The sequence below is a fragment of the Oligoflexus sp. genome, assembly GCF_035638955.1.
GTDB lineage: Bacteria > Bdellovibrionota_B > Oligoflexia > Oligoflexales > Oligoflexaceae > Oligoflexus.
The window spans coordinates 59,306-78,723 of record NZ_DASQYZ010000161.1 but is presented as its reverse complement, the minus strand read 5'-3'; the positions used below and the strand labels follow the sequence as shown (position 1 = coordinate 78,723).

At 52.9% G+C, this 19,418-nt stretch carries 19 protein-coding genes; 12 read left to right on the top strand and 7 right to left on the bottom strand.

Annotated elements, in window-relative coordinates:
• The first annotated feature begins 142 nt into the window (after positions 1-142).
• A complete protein-coding gene (locus tag VE954_RS15175; RefSeq protein ID WP_324954188.1) occupies positions 143-631 on the top strand; it encodes a nuclear transport factor 2 family protein in 489 nt (162 codons plus the stop codon).
• Here VE954_RS15175 and VE954_RS15170 read toward each other — a convergent pair.
• A complete protein-coding gene (locus tag VE954_RS15170) occupies positions 570-2,048 on the bottom strand; it encodes an SIR2 family protein (RefSeq protein ID WP_324954186.1) in 1,479 nt (492 codons plus the stop codon). The genes VE954_RS15175 and VE954_RS15170 overlap by 62 nt on opposite strands.
• 20 nt (positions 2,049-2,068) lie before the next feature.
• The gene (locus VE954_RS15165; RefSeq protein ID WP_324954184.1) at positions 2,069-2,377 is read right to left on the bottom strand and encodes a hypothetical protein; all 309 of its coding nucleotides are present in this window, start codon (positions 2,375-2,377) and stop codon (positions 2,069-2,071) included.
• A 205-nt stretch (positions 2,378-2,582) separates the two neighbouring features.
• On the opposite strand from VE954_RS15165, the gene VE954_RS15160 reads away from it, so the two are divergent.
• Positions 2,583-3,419, top strand: coding sequence for a hypothetical protein (locus VE954_RS15160; protein ID WP_324954182.1), 837 nt, complete (start codon positions 2,583-2,585; stop codon positions 3,417-3,419).
• 15 nt (positions 3,420-3,434) lie between these two features.
• Here VE954_RS15160 and VE954_RS15155 read toward each other — a convergent pair whose 3' ends face one another.
• Positions 3,435-4,538, bottom strand: coding sequence for an AI-2E family transporter (locus tag VE954_RS15155; RefSeq protein ID WP_324954180.1), 1,104 nt, complete (start codon positions 4,536-4,538; stop codon positions 3,435-3,437).
• Positions 4,539-4,760: 222 nt separating this feature from the next.
• Here VE954_RS15155 and VE954_RS15150 point away from each other — a divergent pair, with 222 nt between their 5' ends.
• Both VE954_RS15150 and VE954_RS15145 read left to right on the top strand, forming a co-directional pair.
• Positions 4,761-5,267, top strand: coding sequence for a lytic polysaccharide monooxygenase auxiliary activity family 9 protein (locus tag VE954_RS15150; RefSeq protein ID WP_324954178.1), 507 nt, complete (start codon positions 4,761-4,763; stop codon positions 5,265-5,267).
• 246 nt (positions 5,268-5,513) lie between these two features.
• Positions 5,514-6,071, top strand: a complete 558-nt coding sequence (locus VE954_RS15145) for a cytochrome c (RefSeq protein WP_324954176.1) — start codon at positions 5,514-5,516, stop codon at positions 6,069-6,071.
• A gap of 131 nt (positions 6,072-6,202) precedes the next feature.
• Here the strand turns inward: VE954_RS15145 and VE954_RS15140 are convergent, their stop codons facing one another.
• Entirely contained in the window at positions 6,203-8,098 is a 1,896-nt protein-coding gene (locus VE954_RS15140) for an ATP-binding protein (RefSeq protein ID WP_324954301.1), read from the bottom strand.
• Positions 8,052-8,963: a 7TM-DISM domain-containing protein gene (locus VE954_RS15135; RefSeq protein ID WP_324954174.1), complete on the bottom strand. Its 912-nt coding sequence runs from the start codon at positions 8,961-8,963 to the stop codon at positions 8,052-8,054. The genes VE954_RS15140 and VE954_RS15135 overlap by 47 nt, the downstream gene beginning before the upstream one ends.
• 248 nt (positions 8,964-9,211) lie before the next feature.
• Here VE954_RS15135 and VE954_RS15130 point away from each other — a divergent pair, with 248 nt between their 5' ends.
• The 7 genes from VE954_RS15130 (at position 9,212) to VE954_RS15100 (ending at position 15,871) form a co-directional block, all read left to right on the top strand.
• On the top strand, positions 9,212-10,057 hold the full coding sequence (locus tag VE954_RS15130; protein ID WP_324954172.1) for a PA4780 family RIO1-like protein kinase: 846 nt from the start codon (positions 9,212-9,214) through the stop codon (positions 10,055-10,057).
• Positions 10,058-10,110: 53 nt separating this feature from the next.
• A complete protein-coding gene (locus VE954_RS15125) occupies positions 10,111-10,410 on the top strand; it encodes a hypothetical protein (RefSeq protein ID WP_324954170.1) in 300 nt (99 codons plus the stop codon).
• 66 nt (positions 10,411-10,476) lie between these two features.
• Positions 10,477-10,926, top strand: coding sequence for a BON domain-containing protein (locus VE954_RS15120; protein ID WP_324954168.1), 450 nt, complete (start codon positions 10,477-10,479; stop codon positions 10,924-10,926).
• A gap of 145 nt (positions 10,927-11,071) precedes the next feature.
• A complete protein-coding gene (locus VE954_RS15115; RefSeq protein WP_324954166.1) occupies positions 11,072-12,511 on the top strand; it encodes a hypothetical protein in 1,440 nt (479 codons plus the stop codon).
• A gap of 136 nt (positions 12,512-12,647) precedes the next feature.
• Positions 12,648-13,610, top strand: a complete 963-nt coding sequence (locus VE954_RS15110; protein ID WP_324954164.1) for a hypothetical protein — start codon at positions 12,648-12,650, stop codon at positions 13,608-13,610.
• Between the two features lie 104 nt (positions 13,611-13,714).
• Positions 13,715-14,737: a DUF898 family protein gene (locus tag VE954_RS15105; RefSeq protein WP_324954162.1), complete on the top strand. Its 1,023-nt coding sequence runs from the start codon at positions 13,715-13,717 to the stop codon at positions 14,735-14,737.
• A gap of 3 nt (positions 14,738-14,740) precedes the next feature.
• Positions 14,741-15,871 (top strand): M48 family metallopeptidase, encoded by a 1,131-nt coding sequence (locus VE954_RS15100; protein ID WP_324954160.1) that lies wholly within the window; start codon positions 14,741-14,743, stop codon positions 15,869-15,871.
• 17 nt (positions 15,872-15,888) lie between these two features.
• On the opposite strand, the gene VE954_RS15095 is transcribed toward VE954_RS15100, so the two are convergent.
• Entirely contained in the window at positions 15,889-17,766 is a 1,878-nt protein-coding gene (locus VE954_RS15095; protein ID WP_324954158.1) for a sensor histidine kinase, read from the bottom strand.
• 55 nt (positions 17,767-17,821) lie between these two features.
• Between VE954_RS15095 and VE954_RS15090 the strand changes: the two genes are divergently transcribed.
• Positions 17,822-18,448 (top strand): DUF523 domain-containing protein, encoded by a 627-nt coding sequence (locus VE954_RS15090; RefSeq protein WP_324954156.1) that lies wholly within the window; start codon positions 17,822-17,824, stop codon positions 18,446-18,448.
• Here the strand turns inward: VE954_RS15090 and VE954_RS15085 are convergent.
• Positions 18,445-19,326 (bottom strand): hypothetical protein, encoded by an 882-nt coding sequence (locus tag VE954_RS15085; protein WP_324954155.1) that lies wholly within the window; start codon positions 19,324-19,326, stop codon positions 18,445-18,447. The genes VE954_RS15090 and VE954_RS15085 overlap by 4 nt on opposite strands.
• Positions 19,327-19,418 lie beyond the last annotated feature (92 nt).

The following is a 19,418-nucleotide window of genomic DNA, read 5'->3' as shown; positions in this document are numbered from 1 at the left end:
TGCCTGATAGCTGAAGAGGACAGCAAGACTTTTGAATATTATCCCCCAAACAGTCCCTCACTTATTTTTACCTACTGTCCCGGTCTGGAGAACTGATCTATAGTGACTTTCGGCACAATCGATTCCAAGGAAGGAACGACTTATGACGGAGACGACACCATCGGCAAACCCACAGCCTGAGCTGAAACCAGCGGGACAGGAGTCGAGCAGGAATGCCCCGGAACGCAGCAGTTTTGAAGAAGCTGGACACCTGTGCAAGCTTTTTATCAGCACGCTGCATCAAATCGAGCAAACGCCGAATGTGGATCTCATGGCGAGTCTGTTCGATGACAACGCGGAACTCTGGCGGCAATCGTTCCGGGAACCGTACCATGGCATCCCTGGCGTCAGAAGGTTTTGGAAGGAATATCTGGATCAGTTCGAGCATGTCCACTCCAACTTCCATCGCGTGGTGCAGCGTGACAAAATCATTATATTGGAATGGTTGAGTGAGGGCGCCTTGCTCGGTGGACGACCCATTCACTACGCAGGCGTCTCGATTTTGGAAAGCGGTGCCGATGATAAAATTGTCAGCTTCCGCACCTATTTTGATTCCGCTCATTTTCTAACACCGCAAGCTCTGGCTCATTAACGGCCTTGAGGATATCCAGGATCGCCTGCACCCATTGGTCCACGTTGCGTTCGCTGTCGGCCAGCTGCTGATAAAGGGCCTGGACCTGGGGCGGCAGGCCCCAATCATCCCAGCGTTCCTGCACACTATCCCAAATCTCTTTGGCCGCATGACCGCTGACCGCCAAGGGAATCGGAATACGGCCGAGCGCCTTAGTGAGAGCAAATTCTTCATGCACGCCCTGGGCGCTCATGATGCGATTGGATCGTTGTTTGTTGCCCGCAATAAAAATGGTGGAGCTGCAGGTCGAGATCAAGGAACGCCGATAAAACGTTAAGGTTGCCGGGACCTCGTCGGGACTGCAGTCATGAGGCGGGAAGGGACGCAAGAGGATCCGCTCTTCCACTTTCTGGCCAAGCGATTTCAAGCAGGCGCGTATGGCTCCCGTCACCACCTGGTCGCCGATGCCCGGGCTCATCGCCGACACCAGATTGTAACCATTTTGAATCAGGGCTTCGCCGAGGGACGCCGCCAGCTGAAAAACTTTCTCCTTGCCGAGTGGCTCGTATTGCGAGGCACTGGTTGAAATGAAGACACTCCGCGTCGCCACATATTTCTGGATGGTTCGCAGGATCGTGGTGATTTCCGCGTAATCATCGATTTCCACGGCATGGATTCCATAGCGTTCCAGATCCTTGATGCGGTATTGAAATTTCCTCCGCTCATATTCCCACTCCTCGTCCTTATGCCGTCCAGGCGAGGGCCGTTTGACGATCCAGAAATGCGGGCCTTTGAGATCCCCAAAGAGAATGCGCAGGCGTCCCAGCACATAATCAATATTGGGGTCCATGAAATTGAAGCCGAGGAACAGAAACGTTTTGGAAATCAGGTCCCCCTGCAGGTGCCGCATAAAGAATTCCCGCTGGAGCTCATAGCTCTCGTAATCCTCCTTGGTGATCACGACGTCGTCAGGGCTCTCCGCATCGCCGTGCATCTTGAAAAGGACAATGTCGCGTCCTCGCACCGATCGCGAAAAATGCTCGCGATTGTACTTCCGGTCAATCCGCTTGCCGCAGCGTTCAAAGGCTTTTTCTATCAGATGATCGTAGTTGGTCGTCCAGACCGTCTCGATGGGGAGGCTGGCGATCAGGTCATGATTCTCGGTGGGCTGCGCATCGCGAATGAATTCGGAAACGAGAATTTCGTTCAGCGTACTGCGGTCCATATTGAGGCTATTGACGTGGTATTGGGCGATAGCCACCAGGTCGTGTTCTTTTTCAATGTCGAGTTTCAGGTCATCAGCGATGCCTCGCATCATGCCTTTCCAATCGACGAATCCGGCCGCAGCAGACAGACCGGCCCCTATAAAAAGGGCCGACTTGCCTTTGAGCACCTCATCTGCGAATATCCGACAGAACGTGTCTTTGCTGTAAGTCAATGTCAGCCTGTCTCCATCATTCACTCATCAAAATCTTCATCTTCGTCGGCAACGATCAGCAGATAATTGTTCCGCTCTTTCTCGCTGGCTTCTTCGTCGGCTGCCAGACAGAACCCAAAGTCCGCCAGGCAATCCGATATCTCTTCCATAAAATTCAGGTAAGGCCCAGGGTGTGCCTTGGATTTGGGTCGCAACGCGGCATTGTCCCAGACCAGGAGCAATTCATCATTGTCGTTGTTTTCAATGCGATGAAGCGAACCAAAGAGTTTATCGTTTTTTAAAACTCTTTCCACTTCAGCTCTCAAATGAATCAGAGTGCTCGAGTCCATAGGCAGCACGTCTCCAAAGTTGCTATACTGGCATCACTGAACCCAAACGGCTCAACCGTGACACCCGTGTCATTCCCGGAATCCATCTTAAGAAGATTACGCAGGAACTCAAGGGAATCGATGAAAAGAAAGCAAATCCTGGGCCGTCTGCCTTTGTAAATCAAAATGACATATGAAACGCAATGCCAGCATGAGGAACCAGCCTTTGAAGTCGAAACGAAACCTTCTGTTCGTGATAACGATTGTTCCTGCGGTTGCGGGTCTCGGCTACCTTGGCTATCGCTCTCTTGGTGCCAGGTCAGGCGATGATGCTGCGCCCCCCATTGAAACGGTCGAGCCCTTGCCACAGACGTTCAGTCGCGAGGATCAGGGCTTTGTGGAGTGCCCCGAGGATTTAAGTGAAGATGATGAAGGCGGCAGTGAACTCATCCAGCCGCCTCAGGGGACTTACTGCATTGCGGACCTGCTGCCATGGGGCGTGGCCCCGAGCCCTTTCCAGCCAGACAGCTCGTTGGACAGTCTGCAAAAGATGTGCGGTGATGTGTTTGCGGATTTTTTATTTTATCATGGCGAGGGTCAGTGCCAATGGGGAACGGCGATGTTTCACGGCACAAGTCGGGAAATTCAGATCGCCTGGAACAACTGGGCTGATAAAAAACAGCCGGCGGCCCTGCGCTTTGTAGGAAGCGACCTGCATTTTGCCCAAGGCGTGAAACCAGGCCTGTTGGTCAAGGATCTGGCTCAAATCAATGGCAGGCCGCTGACACTGGCGGGCTTTGGTTGGGCTGAATCGGGTGTTCATCGCAGTTTCCAAGGCGGAACTCTGCAGATGTTCGATGCCCCGAACACGCCTTATTTGATTCACTATGGTTTGGATTGGGAGTTATTTGATTCCGCCGGCGAGGATGAACACGCCAGCATAATCGTGGGTGAGTCTGACCTGGAATCGACGACTCCGGCCTTGGAAAAATTCAAGGCGCAGGTCGAATATATTGAGTATCGCTTCCCGAGCGGGCCAGCGTCGCAGCCGCTGACCCCCTAAGCCGCACGATCCGGATCACCTGGTGTCGGCCCAGTGGAGGAGTCGCGGTTCGATGACCTCTTCATAGAAGATCTTCACGCAGGCCGTGATGGGAATGGCCAGGAGCAGACCAAAGAAACCTGCAATTTCGCCCCCAATAAAGACCGCGATCAAAACGGTTGCGGCGCTCATATCCATTTGATCACTCTGCACCCATGGACTCAGGACCCAGCCTTCCAAAAACTGGACAACGAGGAAGACCACGCTGGGCCACACCAAAATCGCCAAGAGACTGGCGCCGCCGTCGCCACCCAGCGACTCCATGTATTTGACCAGGACCGCCACGGGCCAGAAAACTCCTGAAGCAAAGGGAATAATATTCAAAGCGCCGGCAAGGATGCCCAGGATAAACCAGTACGGAACATCAGCGAGAAACCAGCCCACCGAGTAAAGAGCAGCTACCATGACCGAAACGAGCATGCGCCCTCGGAAAAATGCAGCTGTCGCGACGTCCATCTTTTTCACGATGCCTTCCACCCGAGCCTTGCGAGTCCTGGGAATAAAACGGTCGAAATAAGCCATGATGTCGTCGAAGTGCCAGGCAAAGAAAAAGAAGTAAAGTGGGATCAAAAGAAACAGAAGCAAGGCATAGCCCGTCGCGCCAATAAAACCTTTGATCATTTCAAACGCGCGTCCGCTGCGTGACAGGACTTCCTTGATCAGGCCCATATTGTCACCACCATTGGCCTGGCTGGTCCATTTATCGAGCTCGGTGTTGAAGTCACCGATTTCAATATTGCTCCGTTCCGCTGCTGTTTTCAGATAGCTCGGAAATTTTTCCAGGAGCGATCGGCTCTGTTCTGCTGCAATGGGCCAAAGCCATACAAAGAAAGCCACCAGCAGGAGCGTTGCCGCCGCGATGATCATCCCCGCCGTCAGGGGACGCGACCAGTTCCATTTTGCCTTAGCTCTATGGAGTGTAGGATTAAAGAGATAGGCGAGCATCAGCGCCACAAATATAGGCATAAAGATGGGCCAGAGCCAACTGATCACATTAAACAACGCAACAATCACCGCGATAATAAAAATGTCTCTGACAACGCGAATCTGCCAAAGATGAGGTCCATACAGATCTTTCACAAAACAATTCCTCCCAGGCGGCTGAGCCTGAATCTGAGCCTAGCAAGGTCCATACCCAAGCAGGACCATGCGTCTGGCGCGACCACGATCGCAGTTGGGCAAGTGGGGCCCTCTGAATTCCGACGAAGTGGAACGATGCGCTGACTTTTAACTTTCATCAACCAAAGTTTTTTCCTATGGTCGCTTCCATCTCGATTATTCATCGACAAACAAGGAGGCCTTATGCGCCTGCCCATTGCATTTCCATCGGTAAAAACCTTGTTCTGCTTCACCTGCGTAACGGCATCCGCACCTGCCCTAGGACACGGATGGATCACGTCACCACCCAGCCGTCAGGATCATTGCGCTGAGGGCCGCACCGCATTTGATTGCGGGGCCATCGCTTATGAGCCGCAAAGTGTGGAGGCCCCAAAAGGCTCCATGCAGTGCAGCGGGGGAAGTCAGTTCAGTGTTCTTGATACAGTGGGACCTTGGCCAGTGACGTCAGTTGGAGACGATGCAACCTTCACCTGGCAGTTGACGGTGGCGCATCGGACCCAGAGCTGGGACTATTTTGTGGATGGGATCGGGTTTCTGTCGGTGGATGATGGTCATCAGATCCCAGCCCTGAATGTCTCGCATCGATTAACAGGATTACCCAGGGGACGTCACACTATACTCGCGCGATGGAATATAGGTGACACGGGGATGGCCTTCTATAGTTGCGTGGATGTTCAGGTCGGGAGCTGATCGCGATTTGAGAGTTTAATTCCATCAGGGAAGGGACCGGATTCGATCTCGTGCCCGTCGAGTCTGGTTTCTTACCTTGGGTCAATATTCCTTCCAGGTTTGTGCTTATGGCCATATTCTGTGTATAAAACTGCACTGTTTACTGCCGGATAACCTATGAAAATTACAAAATAAAATGGAACGGCTAAGGAAAATGCTAAGCCGTTCCGATACGTTTTTTGCACATTGATTGAAAGGAAACACAGCATGGCATCGAATTCGCACATTTTCCTGCAAGTTGTTCTTCTCATTATCATCGGCGCTTGCGCGCGAAAGAAGCAAAGCAGCCCGGCCCCCAGTGCCCCGCTTCCTGCTGCTGCATCGTCGGATGATGCTGTGGCGAGTGAGGACGCGACAGTGGGTTTGGATACGTGCGAAAAAGAAGATGAAATAGAGGAAGAAGAAAAAGAAGAAGAAGAAGCGGAAGTTGAAGACGCAGATGATGACAGTGCGGACGAGGCTGCCTTGAAAGACAAAGACAAGGCCCCAAAAGTTAAGAAAGACTGCGTTCCAGCCACAACCGGAACCACACCTGCGGCGTCAACCACGGGCGCTTCATTAGCTGAAGGGCAAAAAATCTATACCGCCAATTGCCAAGCCTGCCACGGAGCCCTGCCGGGTGCGAAGCAAGGAGCCTCTGGGGACACCATACTCGCATCGTCCACGCTAGGCCCCCACAAAGCGGTCACGCCATGGCCTGCAGGTCAAGCTTCCACGCTTTCAGCTGCGGCGGCTGCGGAATCTCTGTCGATGGCTATGAAGTAAGAAAGAGATTAAGGCGGGCTGTAAGGTTTAGCAGCCTGCATCTTGTTTCGGCGGGCTGTAAGGTTTAGCAGCCTGCATCTTGTTTCGGCGGGCCGTGAGCTTGAGGCGCCTGCTTCGGCTGAGCAGGCTGTTTAAGAAGCCTGCTCGACCTTCGGATGGGCTGTTTGTGCCAGCTTCGGACGCAATTGTTTTGGCAGTTGGATACTGAAGCTGAAAGGCAACGCCTCCCGAGCTGGTCGCGCCAGAACAATAGCTATGCTGCCCCCAATATCATCCATCATCTTTCTGACGGCAAACATGCCGATACCGCGTCCTGAGATATCGCTCATGGTTGCAGCCGTGGACAAACCCGGCAAAAACATCAGATCCGCAATCTCGGCCTGAGTAGGTTGGGCGTCGCTTGCCAGGGCGCCTTGAGCCCGCGCGCTCTCGATAAGACGATCCACCAAAAGACCTCGCCCGTCATCACTGAATTCAATCCGGATGAGATCCCTGTCCTCTTTGATTTTGAGCGTGAGGTGGCCAACCGGGTTTTTGCCGAGGCTACGGCGCAGCTCAGGATCTTCAATGCCATGATCCATCGCATTGCGGATCAGGTGGAGGAATACATTCCGCAAGGTGATGTCCTGCTCCGGAGTCAGCAGGAGGTGCTCCCTTTGAACATCAAAAATAGGCTCAGGCTTGTGCAGATCACGAGCCAGGCGCCGCGCTCCGGCCTGAGCTTCTTCAATAAATCCATCCACGGAAACCAGACAAAGAGCTTCCAAAGAAATTTTCACAGCCTCCCAGGCTGCGTATTCAACCGGCGCAACAGGAGGCGGAAGCCGCCGGAAATTTTGCAGGACGGTGGACATTTCTATCTGCTTCTGCAGGCTTTGGCCGTGGTGACTGCTGTGGAGACTTTCCGACATTTGCCGGTAGCGATCCACCAGATTCTGGAAAGCCACAAATGAAGGCGGAAATTCCGTACCGGTCAGTTCACCTTCGATTCGATGAATCAGTTCGGTCATCATCCCAAGATTCAGGGATCGAGCCAGACCCTTCAGTGTGTGGGCAGGGATCAAAAATTCATTCAGGGACGGCGCGCGGCCCGCATGAATCAAGCGTCGGTAGCTTTGTCCATGGAGGACCAGCTCAGTAGCTTGCTCAATGAACCTGTGGAAAAGCCTAGGTTCGATGCCCAAAAGCTCGCTCAGAATCTGGGAGTTTTCCGTTTGCCGCGCGGTCTGCATCAGGAGCTTACGGGTCTCGGTGACATCCCGGATACAAACCAAAATCCGATCGATGAGTCCCTGGGTATCCAGGATAGGACTCCATTCGCACTCCAGGATTTGAGTTTCTCCTGGTGAAAGCTGCCGCGTGATCTCGGTGGGGAAAGCGTCTTGATTCAAATCGAAGGCCACCTTGGGCTCGCCCAGGACGACCAGGATTGCGCTTCGGATCTTGTCCATTTCGTCTTGTTTGCCCGCTGTTCCTTGATAGAGAAGAGCAACAGGATCGCTATCGATGCGAGAAACCTGGAGGACCTGTTCCAAAAATGCGGAATGTTCCGGGTCGATGCTCAGGTTGCGATTGATGGTAAAAATGCCTTGTTTGATGTTTTCCATGATGGACTGAATCTTGGCCGTTTTAGCCGCGACGATATCTTCGATATTCAAAATGTGGACCCGCAGGTCCTGGTTCAGCTGATCTATTTTTCGTGCCGAGGCCTCTTCCCTGAGCCTGGTTTCCTTGCCCACAGCCATGGATAAACTTATGGCAAATGCTGTCATGCCAATGGGAACTCCCAGTTCCTGGAACGAGAGCAGGGGCAAATTAAAACCTAGCAAGGCCATCTGATAAAGGTTTCCTGCCACACCGGGCGCAGCGCCATAAACAAGGTAATAGGCGTGTGGGTGCTTATGTCTGAGGCCATGAACGAAGGCCAGGATTGCAATCGCATTGGCGAAGAGTGGCGAGGCAAAGATATAGATAAACGACTTATGAAACGGGACAAATTGGATGGTGACGAGCACCAGGGCGTTGATGGCGAGCCAGGTGACATAAGCTGTTCGCAGTCGGGGTGCGAACTTGATATTGATGTGGCACCATGGTCGATGCCAGCAGATAGCTGGAATATATCCCTGTGGTAAAAATCCATTCCAGAGCGGAGCTTGGGACCACCATTCTAATGGTTCCCGTCGAAATAAAACTCGACACCCATACTGATGAGATGGCCAGAATATAAATGAGACGCAGCCGATCAAAACCGGTGAGGAAGAGCAGAAGCTCATAAATGATAAGGACCAAGGGGAAGGCCATAAACATCATGAGCAGCGTATGTTCATGCAGGCCGCGGCTCATAAAGGATTGGTGGTCCCAAAGGTAAAGTTTAAGGCGCTTGGGAATACCCTTGATTTCAATCCAATACCGATTCTTGCCAGGCTTCACATCCAGCTGAAAGACATGGAAATGGTAATTCTGCTTGAACTCACCTTGAAATGTTGTCAAGGTCGCGAGCTGCGAGTGACCGGTATCATCAGCGGTCAAACGTATGAAAGGAACGAAGACTTCTCTGTGCTCCAAAAAAATGCGGCGGGTATCAGGGCTATTATTTTGAATGTCAACGCGCAGCAAAACCCGGCCGTCCACGAAACCCGCATCCAGGTAGCCTCCCTGGTTCGGCTTGAAGACGAGTTGATTTTTATCGAGTTCGGCTAAGGGTTTGGCATCGTCGGGCAGCAGAACCGCTTGCAAAAACTGACCAAGGGGTTCCGCAATATGAGTTTCCTGGAGAATCAGGGCATCCTGCGCGAGCAGCCCCTCGCAAGGCCAAAGACCAAGGGCGACGGTCAAACCACGAAGAATGACGTGATTCCAAACCATGATCCAAATGTGATACGGGGACCGCATGCTCGACTTTATCCCAACTGCCATTTTGCGAAAGATTCCAGGGGTCTCATCGGCAAAATTGGGGCAGGACCAAGCCTTGAGACCCGCGGCACCGTGTCGAATGCAACGCGCGTCGGATCAAGGTCAGGAAATCCGTACACATTTTTAGCAGGTTTGGCATAATTTAAAATGGCCAACTTTATTGATGCGTGTTTTTATGGTATGGGACAGGTGTATCGTAGACGTTTGATCAACTCCAAATGGGTCCTATGAAAATACCGAAGCGTTTGAAACCACTCGTCGATGCCCTCATGATTGAGGAAATAGTCGGCCAATTGCAAAGCGGCAAGGAAGCCGAAGTCTATATCGTGCGCGCCGAGGGACATCTTTGCTGTGCAAAGGTCTATAAGGAAGCGCAGAATCGGTCATTTAAGCAGAAAACGCAGTACACCGAAGGTCGGAAAGTTCGCGGTTCACGTCGCGCTCGCGCGATGGAAAGCAGCAGTCGCTATGGTCGGCAGGAGCGTGAGGCCGAGTGGCAAAACACCGAGGTCGATGCGCTGTATCTACTGGCCGCAGCGGGCGTGCGGGTGCCGAAGCCCTTGGGCTATTACGAAGGCGTTCTGCTGCTGGAAATGATCACCGATGCCAATGGACAGCCGGCCCCACGACTGAATGATGTTCAGCTCACGGCCGACGAGGCCCGCAGTTATCATGCCGTCCTGGTCAGGGAAGCCGTGAAAATGCTGTGTGCTGGTCTCGTTCATGGCGACTTGTCCGAATTCAACGTGCTGGTCGCGCAGGATGGATTGGTGATCATCGATCTGCCTCAGGCCATCCAAGCCACAGCGAACAATGCCTTCGGTTTATTTGAACGCGATCTGGTTCAGCTCGCTGCTTATTTTGGTCAGTATGCGCCCGACGTTCTGGAAACGAAATACGCCAAGGAAATTTGGAAAATATTTGAAAATGGCAAGCTGAAGCCTGACACAAAACTCACGGGCCTGTTTGAAGAAAGTGGCAGGAAAGCCGACGTCAAAGCCGTTCTGGATGAGATTGAAGATGCCCGAGAAGAAGAAATGATCAAGCGCGGGTTTCGAAAAAAGCCTGAATGAGGCCTCCTGAATGTGCTAGGATCATGCTGAACCTAGGAACAGCGGAGAGGTCCATGCCAGTCTATGACGTCGAATGTAAAGCCTGTGGCTATGCGGGTACGGCCACCATCACCATCAGCGGCTTGACTGAATGGGATCAGCAGGCTGCATGCCCGTCGTGCCATGAAGGGAAGTCCAGTTATCGCCGCATCATTAAAACGGCTCCCTCCAGCGTAGGTGGCGCTCGGCCCACCGTGCAGAGCAAATCCAGCGACACCGATGATATGCGGCACAAGGCACTGAAACGAAGAAATCCGGATCAGGTGGCCGCCGCCGTCGAAAGTGTACGAAAGGGTGAATTTGAGGGTTTCTGATTACGGATGAGGCATAACTCCTGCATAGGTGAAGGCAGTCAAAATTTCACGAATGCTGGAGTAGATATGTATTCGAAATCATCAATTCTGTTTGCAGGCGCGGCTCTTTTGTCGGTAACTCTTGCGCGGGCCGAAAACAAAGTGCCGGACGCCATGAATAAGCCTATCTCCTCCACTTCAACCCCGACCGACACCACTGGCAAGAAAATTCAGGACACGAAGCACGGAGATGACAGCCGTCGCAACGCCATCCATGACGGCAAGACTGCGGTCAGCGCGAGTCAGGCGAGCAATGATCCAGCGGATGTTGAGATCACCCGTAAGATCCGTCAGGCTGTGGTGAAAGAAGATGGCCTATCCATTTACGCGCAAAATATAAAAATCATCACCATCGAAGGCCGCGTGGTCCTGAAAGGGCCGGTTCGCACCAATGATGAAAAAAAGAAAGTGGAAAGCATGGCCATGCAAGTGGCGGGCAAGGATAACGTCGTCAGCGAAATCGAAGTGACTCACTAAGATCGACGAAACGTTCCTCATCAAACTTCATTATCTTAAGGCGGCCTGACCGGGTCGCCTTTTTCATTAAAATAATTGCAACATGAGGCGAGGCCAACCGTCTTTGAATAGTCTTTATCGCGTTATGTTTAAGGAGATGAAGTTTATGAGATTCAATACAGTGGTCCTGGGTCTGTTGGGAGTGGCGGCATTCCATGTGTCCTGCTCGGAAACCCGGGCGGAGTTGAAAGCGGGCCGGGATGTCCAATCGTTTCAGAAACTGGACGACGGAAGCTATGCCGTGGTTTGCAAGGATGGTCTCGCCGAGACTGTGAGTGAGAAGGACCTGCTGGCCAACGCGGTCTGTCAAATCAATAAGTATCCCTATGTCCTCAAGAGTCGCCTGGCCACCTTCCTGTTTAGCGAAGATGGCGAACAGGCTAATTGCATGCTGGGCGCGGATCAGATTCTGCGCTTTGGAACTCAGGATCAACCTTTGAGCGTGAGCGAGGATCATTTTTTAATTCCGATCGCCCCGAGCAGCCTTGCTGATTGTACACTGGACAAAGGTCTGGTGCTGAAGTCCCATGTGCAGCTGGGACGACATGTCGGAGCCAAAGTTATTTGGGATAATGAAGCGCCTGAAGCTGGTGTCGCGGCTCTCTGGAGCGACCCTGAAACGGTGACTTCGTCCAGCTCGGGAACGTTACAGCTCGGGCCCGTTGACGATATCGTTCCTCTGAGTTCCGGCTGGCTCCTGGCGGGTGACAGTCGCACCAATAAGGTTATGAAGATCAATGCCATCACGGGCCAAGTCGCGGAAGAATATCAGCTTACAGTGGCGCCTGGTCGCATGCTTTTGGATGAAACGACAGGCATCCTGACGGTCGCGACCCGTTCCGCCAATAAACTGGTCCGCATCAACCTTGTGTCCCGCACCATGGAATCCCAGTCGGTGCCGACACCGGTGGTCGATATGGCTTTGGCAGGTCACGGTCAGGTCTTTATCATCGGCAGTAAGGATTCGTTCACGGGACAAATTCTGCTGGTCAATGGTCAGGGTCAGGTCTTGAAAGAATGGACCACGGACCGTTCGCCCAGCGCCGTGGCCTACGATAAAACGGGAAAGAATTTGTTTGTCTTCAGCGGTCAGCTGCAACGCTATGAATTTGATGAAGCCACTTTGAATTTGGTCGCAAAGGAAAAGGTTCAAGCCGGAAATGTGGGTGTGCTCCTGGTCTCGCCCGATGGCAGTCAGTTGGCTGCGCCGGCCGGCGGTGGCAATGGCAATGGTTATTCCATCTTTGACTTTAATGCGAAGAATCTAAACGAAAAGAATGGTGAGTGGAATGTCGGGGCCTATCCCACCGGCGCTGCATTTTTCACGCAGAAGGATCTGTTCGCTGCTCACAATCGTGAGACGGTCAAGATCTTTAACAAAACCACTCATGCGCTGGTCAAGGAAATTGACGTGAACGTGAATGGCTGCAGCTACGACGACGCCCGAGGCATGGCCGTGTCTCGCCAGGAAAATATGGTGTTCGTGCTGTCGCAGTGCGGATTCGATCGCGACAGCGGCGCCTTATTCTGGGCCAAGATCGACTGATCCAGCCCCTTTCTTTATCCCTCCTTGCGCTGATGCGTCGCTCGCATCAGCCTATGAAAAAAAAATCACCTCCCCTGCAATCCGCGGCGCTTTCGCACGTCTCCGTGTCGTCAAAACGATGATTCGGAAGAACAACATGATAGCGCAACGCCAAACACATCAACGAACGTATCCAAGAGTTCTGCTGCCCCGTGATTTGGGGCGGATGCAGGGACTGCTGCTTAAAGTCCTGCTGACCCTGGGTTTGGGGTTGGTGCAGGGACAGCTGCAAGCTGCGGACTTTGGTTTTGGTACCGCCCGCGTGCATGGAGCCATCGGTGAAACAGGACATCTGTTTCTGGTTCCCAAGGGCCTGCATGCACGTCCCCTTTACAATGACATCTTTGGTCAGACCGATAAACATCTGAGCGGTGAAGCCCAGCTGGGCTACGTCGCAGCCGGGCCCGACATGTCATGGGAAACGGTAGGCAGCTGGCGCTTTCTAACTCCATGCTTCCGCGAGGATTTTTCGAAAGATCCCCTGCCGAATCCGGTGGGACGTTATGCCGACTGGCTGGAATTGCAGGGAGCCTGGGCCGGGGTGGTCGATTGGTCTGGTTATCAGGTGCGGTTGCAAGGAGGCTTGGGCTACGGGGATATCAGTGACAAAGGCGCGCGCTCAGTTCATCGGTTGATTCACACCAAAGTCGGTTCCACTGTGGAAGGACTGGATTACATCAATCAACCGACCGGCACTGGCATCAGCCGTAACCTGGAAATGGGCCTGATTCAAACCTGGAAACTTTGGCCTCAATGGAAGACCGAAACCCTTGTAAATATGGGTTATTCCAGCAACCTGATGATTGAAGAATTATATATCAACGTCAACGCTCTTGCGTCCAAAACGGAATCCTGGGCGTGGGCTCTTGAGGCGAATTTGATTCAGCACGTGTCCAGTCGCGCGTATGGGGACGGCGTGCATGATCAACGTTGGGAGGCGGCAGTGGGCTGGCGCTGGGGTTTCTGGCGGCCGACCTTGAAGTTTGTCTCACCGTTTCTGAAGGGGGATCAGGTCGGTCAGGTTTATTTGGATCCCCTGGCCTTCGCGGTCGATTTTTAGCTTTGAACCCCCTATACCGGTCGGGTTAGGTGCAATAAGCAGGGCCGGCCGCCGTCCTTTCGCACGAGTGTATGTCAAAACCCTCTTCATGTGAGATTGCCAAAATGACTGATATCCGAGTCGAAGGCCAGGACGAACAGGTTGCCACACCGATCCAACCCGAGAATCAGGCCACGTCCCTTGATCTCACTATGAATTTCCATGGCCAGGCCGTCGATTACCTGCTCATCCTTCTGAAGACCACATTTTTCATCATCATCACCGCAGGCCTTTATTATCCATGGGCCCGCGCCGCTCGTCTGCGTTACCTTATCAATCATACGACACTGGGTCCGCATGCGTTCTCGTTCAATGGAACGGGCAAGGAAATTGCTGTGAGCTATTTCAAGGGACTTTTCATTTATGGATTGCTCTATGCGGGTCTGATGTACAGCAGCCGCGTTTCGCTGGAATCACCGATGCTTGGTGCCGCATTGTCGTTTCTTTTTCTGAACCTTCTCTATGCCCTGCTGCCTCTTGCCATCTGGGGCGCCAAGGCCTATCGCCTGTCCCGCATGCGTTACCGTTCCATTTATTTTTCCATTGATCGTCGTCGGCGCAAAGCCTTTCTCAAGCGCTACTTTATCGATTTCCTCTTGATGATGGTAACACTGGGTTTTTACCTGCCCGTGCTCATCTATAATATGCAGAAAAATTTGACCAATGCCACACGCTGGGGCAACGTACCCCTTCACTATACCGCGCGCCTGTCCGACTCCTACTGGCTGTCGATTAACAACTTCCTGTTGTGCCTCGTCACCTTGGGCCTCTATATGCCTTTTGCTTTCGCCAAACGTCTGAATTTTGATGCCAATCATACCCGCGTGGGTGATGAAATATTCGTGCGGGCTCAAATCACAGCAGGCGATGTTGTGATGCTGGTCGTGGTCCCCTTGCTGCTGACGACGCTGACACTTGGCCTCGCGTATCCCTGGGTCACGGTCTGGGCCAGACAGCGCATTTTGCAGCGTTTTGCCGTGATCGGACGCCTGGACCTGGCCAGCGTTCGTCAGAACAAGGACCTCGCGTCGGCTGATGGGGAAACCCTGGGCGACCTGTGGGGCGTGGACATGTCGATGGGAGTCTGACCAATGCCTCACTCTTATCGCGGCCTTTTTTGTGATGGCTTGACGCCTCTGGATGAAGAGGTTGAAGCGCTGTTTGCTCATGGCCAATGGACCATTCAACGTTCCAACGGCAGTACCGTTTACTGGCCTATGACGGCATTAAGCTGTGAAAAGCAGCCGACGGCCGTGCTCTATACCCATCGTAACACAGACGCCACGCTCCTTATCGAGGGCATCGAGGCGAATCTATTGGATCTGCCTGGCCTGGATGCGTCTGTTAAAATTCGCGGCTTGCGCCGCAACTCAATCGTCGCTGTCCTGCTCGTGTCCGTGCTGGCTTTGATTACGCTCATCATCCTGGGCATGCGCCCTTTGGCTATCATGGTGGCTCACAGTATCAGTCCCCAGCAGGAGCGTGATTTTTTTGGTTCCTTTCTGCCCGAAACCTTTCTTGAAAAACATGGTTGTCACGATATGGAGGCCAAGGAAATTCTCACGCATTTGGGTGAGAGCCTGAGCCTTGACGACCGGCGCGTGGCACCCATCGACTTTATGCTGCTCGATTGGGACATGGCCAATGCGTTTGCACTTCCGGGACGCAAGGTGGCGGTGACCACAGGGCTGCTCCGCCGTCTTCATAGTTCCGAGCACCTCGCGGCTATCTTAAGTCATGAGTTGGGTCATGTGCACCTGAGGCATAACCTGAGTGAATTCATTCGCGCCTCGTTCGCCACGTTTGCTTGGGGGCTTCTGGTGCAGGATTTTTCGGGGTTTTTTGTCCTGGATCCTGAACTCATGAAACAGGCCGGTGAACGAGCGTTGTCGCGTGAAGCCGAGGCGGATGCGGATCGTTTCGGAGCGGAGCGTATGGCCGCGGTCGGACTGAGTCCACAGGCTTTGGCCTCCGGGTTGGAAGCCATCACCATGCACGACGGCGACGTCGAAGATGATAATTGGTTTCTGCGCTTGATCAAGCCTGTGCTGGATATCTTTTCCACCCATCCCGAAACTCAAAAAAGAATCGCGGAGCTGCGGAAAAAATATCCGCAGGAGGAAGGCAAGGAGCCCTTGAGCACAAGATCCTGGAATATCCTTCGCAGCGCATGTTCGTTGGAATCCGCAGATTCCGACGGCACGGATGCAACGCAGCCCTAAGCCGTCAGAACTCAAGGTTATGCCGCAGCGGATTCCAGGATAATGCGAAGGGTCGTGCCGCAGGTCTGAGTATCCTTTTCCATGGGAATGCTTTCAGCCTCAATCACGCCGCCGTAGGCGTGAACATAGGTCTGGGCCAGTGGCATCCCAAACCCAATTCCCTTTTCCCCTTGGGTACCCGGGCGACTTTGCTTTTTGGTGAGATCGAAGAGATCGGCCAGAATCTGAAGATCCATGCCCACGCCACGATCCTGAACGGAAATCATAACCTTCCCATCGCGGCGGAACGCGGCACGAACTTTGATCTCGGCACCTGGAAAAGAGAACTTGATGGCGTTTGAAATCAGATTGCCCAGGACCTCGTTACTGAGGCTGACACTTTCAGCCCACACCGTCATGTTAGGTTGTTCCAAGTCGAAAGTCAGTTGAATGCCTTTATCGGTCGCTCGATCCAAAAACAGAAAGGCCAGATTTTCAAAAACGCGCGCTAACGGTACAGGTCCCAATTCCAGTTGATCACCGCTTTCAATGGTTTCCGTTTTGCGGATGAATCCCACAATGTCTTCGATAATCTCGGCCGCTCTGGAGATTTTATCCAGCTTCATGTTCTCTGGAGTTTCTTTCTTCAGATAGTAAGCCGTCACCTTCACCACCATGAGAGGGGTGGCAATATCATGGGAAATGATGCGTAAAAGTCGGCTTTTGACCTGAGCTGTGACCTCGGCACGGGTCTTCGCAGTTTCCAGCAATTTAATGCGCCCACCCAGGGCAAGGGACATCAGGACCATCTCCAGAGCCTGGCCTATGAGATGCGCGTGATCGGTCAGCGGATGGGACGGGATGAAGCTCGCCGATTTACAAAGAAAAATAAACATACCCAGCAGGAATGCACCTGTACCAGCGAGATAGTAAGCCGCGGGAGCGAAACCTTTTTTCAGAGAATAGCAGCCCGCGAACAGCAGAAGAATGACACCGCATAGGAAGTAGGGATTTTGCAGACGCCAGCTCAAAGGACGCGATGTCATGAGCGAGACCACCATAAGAACGATCAGTCCAGCCATATAGAGGAGCAGAATCCTATCCAGCTTGGGAGCATGGATGCGGGTCTGCAGAAAGGAGCGGGCAAACAGAAAGGCTGTCATAGGGGCCAAGGGAACAATGAAAGTGGCAAATGACAACCAGTTCCAGCCCAGCCATGTGTTGATGGACTGCGGAAAGGCAATGGACAAAAGATTGAGGTGACTATTGACGACGGCAAAAAGCAGGTAGAAGAGATAATTGCGATCCCGAAGGGAAAGATAAAGAAACAGGTTGTAGATGATCATCGCCAGAAAACAACCTGCGACGACGGACGCGAATATGATGCGGCTATAATTTCGCTCGGTGAGCTGCTTTTCATTCATCAGCTTGAATTGTAAATCCAACACAAACATTGTATGAACGTGGAGGTAGAGCGTGGCCCGTGTTCCGGAGGGAACGTTCAGGCGGGTTGCGGCCAGGTTATAGGCCCGAGTGGGAGCCAGCGCGATCGCGTTCGGCTCAGATGGATTCATCAGGAACACCTGCATGTCCACGTTTGGGTATTCCGCAGTGAGGTACCAGATATCCTCCGCAGTCGGATTGTCCACGATCAGCTTGATCCAGGCGTGGTCCTCTGTATAACCTGCATTGAGGCTGCTGGCGCTGATGGGAACGAACTGCTGCTCTCGATCTTTCTGCACTATGTCCTGGATCGTGAGGCGCCCTGTTTCATCCCAGAATATGACAAAGTTCGCTGCTACAGGAGTCTGCCCTGAAGTGTTGAGCGCAACAAGAGGTGCATCCTGCGAAGCCAAAGCTTGAGTCGAGAGGATAAGCCATAGGAAGAAGGCAAAAACCAAAGCATATTCCTTCATTTTTTCAATAGTCGCTTCCTGTCAAAACGGAAGTGCAGATGGTCGAGGAGAGCCTATGATACCACTGTCACAAGATGAAATGGATCGACTTCCTATCCCCCAGGACGGTTCACCCCTCCGTGTCCTTTTAAGTGGCTGCCTGGCTGGCCGTCCCTGTGGTATCGATGGCACATCGTACGGCGTCTGGCCTTTTTTAAAATTCCTGCAAACTCACCCATACGTCCAGATTGTGGCCTTTTGTCCGGAAGACTGGGCCTTTGGGACACCGCGCGAACTTTGTAATATTCATGGAGGCAACGGCTTTGATGTTCTCGCGGGGCGGGCGCGCGTTTTAACGGAAGTCGGCGAGGACTGGACCCAGCCCATGCTGGCTGCTGCTGAGACCATGCTACAAAAAGCCCGAGAGCATGACGTGCACCTGGCCATTCTTATGGACATTAGCGCCGCCTGCGGCTCGCAGGTTATCTATGACGGCCACAGGACGACCCCCGAGGTGCGTTATCAGCAAGGGCCCGGGGTTTGTGCGGCTTTGCTTCGCCAACATGGTATTCCGGTTATCAGCCAGCGCGATCATCGAATTTTAGAGCAGATCCACCTTAAGCTCGATGCTTCGCATGTTCCAAACCCGTCGGCGATCGATCACCATGAAACGGCCTGGTATCGGGACTATTTTAAAGTTTAATTCAGATCTCCGTATACAGGCTCATTGGATACATCCTGCTGTCTAGAAAATTCGAGGTCACGCCTGGTGTGCTCGAGAAGTTTCCGGGCCTCCTCAATCACGTGGGCCACGTTGGAAAGCTTGCCTTTCCGTGGCATCGAACGGAGCAGTTTGGAGAGGGCGAGCGCGGCCTCATCGAGTTCGGTAGGCAGCTCGTCGGAAAAGGTGACGTCATCTTCATCGAAGTCCGTAACGGCTGCGTCGAGTGCCATTTCGGGTCCTTCCTCATCCACGGGAGCAGGCGCCGGACGAGCCGGAGCTTTTTTACTTTCGTGGCCCGAGGATTTTTTAGCCTCGGCTTTGACCTTGCGCACAGCAGCTTCAATCTCGCGTTTGCCGCTGGTGGTCAGATTGATTTCCTCGGTGCCGACGCGCAGAATTTCCTTTTTGCCGGCTACCAAACTAATACTGTCCTGAGGCGCCTTGCTGAGGGCTGTGATCGAATCCAAATCATGAAGGTCGATGACCTTCGGATGCAGGGCCGCCGCCGCGGAATTTTTGATGGTGCGGACAACCGTGGCCGGTGCTGGTTTATCCAAAAACTTGATCGCTTTTTCTATTTTTTTCAGCAAATCTGGCATGACGAGCCCCGAGAATTCCTGAAGAGAAAGGCAGAGCGACAGAACCAATCGCGCATCGTCATGGCTGCGATTGAGGGTTCGTTCCAGAGCACCCACGATCTGTTTGGCAAGAGAGGTATGTTCGGGCGAGACGTCGATCGCGTCCAGCAGCTTTTGGCTGAATCTTGAGGCCGTCGGCTCGATGCTGATGCCTGCTGCTTGGGCTCGATCCAGAAGGTTTTTGATATTATGGTTCACGCTTCCCGTAGAAGAGCTCATGATGATACCTGTTTTGAGTGAGTGGAGCTGGATTTTAGCCTCCGATCCTGTTTGCTTTCAACCTCTATTTTTGCAGAGTTGGACAGTTGAGG